The sequence below is a fragment of the uncultured Succinivibrio sp. genome, assembly GCF_902756765.1.
Lineage (GTDB): Bacteria > Pseudomonadota > Gammaproteobacteria > Enterobacterales > Succinivibrionaceae > Succinivibrio.
Window position 1 is genome coordinate 1 of record NZ_CACVSS010000119.1, and the last position, 4,468, is coordinate 4,468.

Annotated in this window: 3 protein-coding genes; all 3 read left to right on the forward strand. The window is 39.9% G+C overall.

Features of this window, described 5'->3' with window-relative positions; genetic code table 11:
- The first annotated feature begins 86 nt into the window (after nt 1-86).
- The 3 genes from QZU45_RS10945 (at nt 87) to QZU45_RS10955 (ending at nt 4,280) form a co-directional block, all read left to right on the forward strand.
- On the forward strand, nt 87-734 hold the full coding sequence (locus tag QZU45_RS10945) for a hypothetical protein (RefSeq protein ID WP_295355234.1): 648 nt from the start codon (nt 87-89) through the stop codon (nt 732-734).
- A 10-nt stretch (nt 735-744) separates the two neighbouring features.
- Nucleotides 745-1,098, forward strand: coding sequence for an IS66 family insertion sequence element accessory protein TnpB (gene tnpB / locus QZU45_RS10950; RefSeq protein ID WP_295355236.1), 354 nt, complete (start codon nt 745-747; stop codon nt 1,096-1,098).
- A gap of 122 nt (nt 1,099-1,220) precedes the next feature.
- Nucleotides 1,221-4,280 carry a transposase gene (locus tag QZU45_RS10955; protein WP_295355238.1) on the forward strand — a complete coding sequence of 1,020 codons (3,060 nt, stop codon included), beginning with the start codon at nt 1,221-1,223 and terminating at the stop codon, nt 4,278-4,280.
- Nucleotides 4,281-4,468: the final 188 nt, after the last annotated feature.

Below are 4,468 nucleotides of genomic sequence, written 5' to 3' on the forward strand. Positions count from 1 at the left end.
GTAACAGTTGCCTATTAGGTACCTATTTTTTCAGTTGATAAAAAACTACACTTCTAGCAACGAATTTTGTTAAGGAGTGTGTCACCATGGCAACAATTAAAATTGATCCTAAGACAACCAGAGAGATCATTAAAGATATCACCACCTCTACTCTTAGTGCATATCAGCTTGGCCACAAGTATAAGCTCAGTAAAATGACTATTGACCGCATTGGCAGAGATCATCTTGGAACAGACATTTATTCTAGAAGAGAGAAGCTTGCCTTTGCAAGTCTTTGTGTCCAGATAAAAGAGTTGCGAGACAGAAATTATTCTCTGTCTTCAATTGCTGATCAGCTAGGTATCTCCAAATCAAGTATTTTTGATATCAGCAAAAAGATGAAGAGCCAGGCCTCTGAGGAGTTTTCTTCTGCTGAGAAAAATGAGGTGCAGGTGATTTCTATTGAATCTAAAGTTGAGGATAGTTCTAAATTACCAGCGGCACACACCACAACACCCGTAGCTAAAGAAGAACATCCCGTAAAGACAGATAACTTCAACTCCAGAACTTATAATCGCTGGTATCCTCAGCGAAACAGTCATCATTCAAACAGACCAAGACAAAACTTTAAAAATAGCCGAAGTCCACATGGCTATATAAAAATCAAATTCAATGACATTCTAATAACCTTTAACCCTGCACAAAGGGAAGCAGAGGATGTCATTACCAGAATCCTCAGCGGAATAAATTCATAGGGAGGAAAAAATGTCTATTTTATCCGAAACCGGCAGAATCTATATGGTTCGTGAACCAGTTTGTGGTCGTTTTGGCATGCACAGACTATTAGCAATGATTTCCTCAAACTCACTTGGTGTCAAATGGAATGGGATCGATGAGATCACAGTGGTTACCTTCAATAAGCGTAAAACGATTTGTAAGATACTTCATATAGATCCCTGCGGTGTGGACTGTACAACACGTATTCTTAACACAGGCAGATTCCAGGTAATGCTTGATGAGGAGCAGATACCTATTCATTTGACTCGCGACGAGTTGGAGACACTTCTGATGGAGGGGACAGCGCCAGACAAAGCTTTTCCTCTCAAGATAGCCTGTTAACTGAAACAGAAACTATAGTGCATAGTTTAAATTCAAAAAACATGTATAGTTTTTGGATCTATTAATCACTCTGTTTTTTCAGTAAGATAGTAAAACTATTTTTACTTTCAGACCTAAAGAGCATGATTAAGTTTTTCAGAAAAAGAGCTAAGAAATCACCTTCCGGAACTAAATCCGGAGATATAGATTTTTCCTCAATGACAAAAGAGGAAATAGCTGCCTATTATGAAAAAAAGATGCAGCAACAGGCTGAAAATCAGACCAAAATCATTCAGAATCTCAGAGGAGAGCTTTCAAAAAGCAATGAAAAGCTGCAAGCTCAGGAGAATACCTTAACTCAGACAAGAGTGCAGCTTTCTACTGTAAAACAGGATCTCAACAATACAGAATCAAAGCTTAAATCCACTCTCAATGAGCTTTCATTTACAACAACTGAGCTAAATAAAACAAAGGAAGAAATTTCCCAAAAGAAGGAAGAAATATCAAAAAAACAGGATGAAATTTCAAAGCTAACCCAAACAGTTAACAGTTTCAAAGATTTAATGACTAATGCATTGGATAACGTCCGTGAGCGTCATTACGATTTCTTTGACTGCCTCAAAGATGAAAACATCCCATCGGTTGACATCTATAACCTCAAATCACTAAACATTTACTTTGAGGGACTGATAACCTGCCTCTTAAACAGTCTATCTGCCCTTTACACTCATCGCAATGTTGCCCTTGGTCTGGGAACCTCTGAAAAAACTAAGAAAGGACAGGCTCTACCGGACAATGAGGATTACAGTTCTGATGCAGAAGCCCAGAAATATGGAGCTTCTGAGCTTGAAAAAGCTGCGACATTTACCCGAGAAGATCGTGATGAGAAGGATTTTGAAGAACAATCCTCTGAATTAAAGGTTCCTGCAGATAAAATAAAAGCAGCTTCTGTTAAAGACAATCCTGAAGGACTGACACCAGAGCAGGTTGATAATGTGATCTTGTCTGGCTGTACCACCAGAATAAAATCAGGAACAGAAGGTCTTTCAGAAATAACCTCTCTAATTAAGAATTCCGCCGAAGAATTCAAAAATGATACCAGCAGTCTTAATGAGACCTTAAGAAAAGAAAAACACTATGTCTCCACAACCTCCGGTAATACAGTTGCAGGCATTATCTCCTTCGGTGGTAAACAGGATATTACAATGTACTGCGAGGAGTGTGGTTGTCAGCGTGACTTCAAATATCTGCATAAGAACAAGCGCATTAATGAAACTCTGACTGCGGATGGCAGTCTGCAGAATATCAGAAAGGTTCTGACTTCTGTTCAGCTTGTCAGGTGCTGCACCTGTGGAGCTCAGTATGAACTCAATCCAGCTGAATTCACTCAGGTTAGTTTTACCAGAAATTCTGCCTCCACGGTTGAGAATTCAGACAAGGCTTCGAGTGCATCCAAGACAAGTTCCGAACACGTTCAGAACATGTCAGAGACACAAACGGGACTCGTTCAGAACGCGTCTAAGACAGATAAAACCGCTAATGAATCAGCTTTAGCTGATACTCCACATTCAGATTCAGATGCAGATTCTGTAAGCAATACAGCAATAGTCCAGCGCGAACGAAAGAAGCTTTACAGACAAATCAGAAATACTCAGGACGCAGTTACCGACAACAGTCTGCCTTCAGAGAACGCTTTTATCTATAAAGACGGAAAGCTTCCTGTCATCAATCCTTTCGGTTTTAACGCCGAAGTTTTTGGTCATGCGCCTGCCTTTATAAAATCAAAACTCTCTACAGCATTATTTGCCATCTGCGGAACCCAGTTTTCCCAGCTTGGAGCTCCTAAGAACAGAATATTCTGTTACTTTGAAGGAAACGGCTTTGACCTAGGAAGAGAGCATTTAACAGGCGCAATCAACGCCTTCGCCAGAGCTTATCTGCATTCTGTTACCAAACAGATTAAAAAGGATATCCTGTGCAACTGTCCTGTCATTATCATGGATGAGAGTACATTGAGGGTAAATGAGACCGCCAGAATAAAGCAGACAGAAGGTAAAGGCATCAAATCTCAAATCTGGACTCTGAATTCCTCCTGGACTTCAGCATTACAGGCTTCCTGGTACTGTGTATCTCCATCACGCAGTGCTGATGTGGTAATTGATATACTCAAGAATAATTTAAAAAATCAGGACGGCAATGTTGTAACAAAATACCTGCTAACAGATGGCTATGCAGGATATGATGCCGGCATCAAAGAGTTAAATAAAATTGAAGGCGTATTTCTGAAGAGCTGCCGCTGTATGACTCATGGAAGACGGGGTCTGTGGAAATACTTACGCAATAACAGAATGCTTGATATATACAGCCAGCTGTTGCCTGAAAGCTCCTCTTTCTTTGATTTCAAGGATAATCTGGAGAAGTACCGCCAGACTAAAAAAGGAAAGAAACTGACTGATAACAGTGTAGCTCTGCTGATCATATTCTATCTGATAAACGCTCTGTTTGTTATTGACTCCTGTGTAGTCAGAAAGCATGACTATATCTGCACCACCGAAGAATTTAAACAGGATTTACTAAAGGCCAGAACTAAGTATTCGCGACCAATTGCAGATACTCTGTTTGATACCATCAGACTTTATATTGCCAACAATCCTAAAATTATTGTACCTAGAGTATCTAAAGAGGGTGTAATCAGATTTACTCAGAATAAACGTTATCCTGAGTCTGCAGCCCTTATTTATCTGCTCAACTATGAAACTGAGCTTAAGCGCTTCACTGAAAGTGCGGATATTGAGCTTTCAACCTCTAAAGCAGAACGCAGTCTGAAGTTAGGAATCTGCTCAAGAAAAGCATTCATGACAATTGCCTCAGAAGATGGAGGACATGCCTTCGCTGATTATCAGACCATTGTTAACACCTGTATTTTAAACAGAGTTCCTGTTCTGTCCTATATAATCTGGCTAGTTGCAAATATTAAATACCGCATGCAGCTTTTAGAACGAGAAGGTCGAGGCTGTGCTATGGGGCTGACCATGCCAAAGAAAGAAAAATTCGTTGTGACACATGCCGATGGCTCTGTGACTAAGGAGCTTATAGCCATGTATGACAAGCGTAACTTCATAGACTTTGACAAGATTGACGTTAAAGGGCTAGCTCCTTACGATTACAGAAGATACCTTGATGAGAATAATCCAAGACTCTAACTTACCTACCCAAGATTAGAGTGTTACTCTATTCCTCAAATCTCCGCTTAATCATCACTTTTTAAAGAAAAACACGTTATTCTGGCAGATCCTCAGTGTCATTTAGGCTAGAATAATTGAAACAGGTCCCCATTGATCTTAGATCAGATCCTGACCAAAAATCGAGGTACCTAATAGTTCACTGTTAC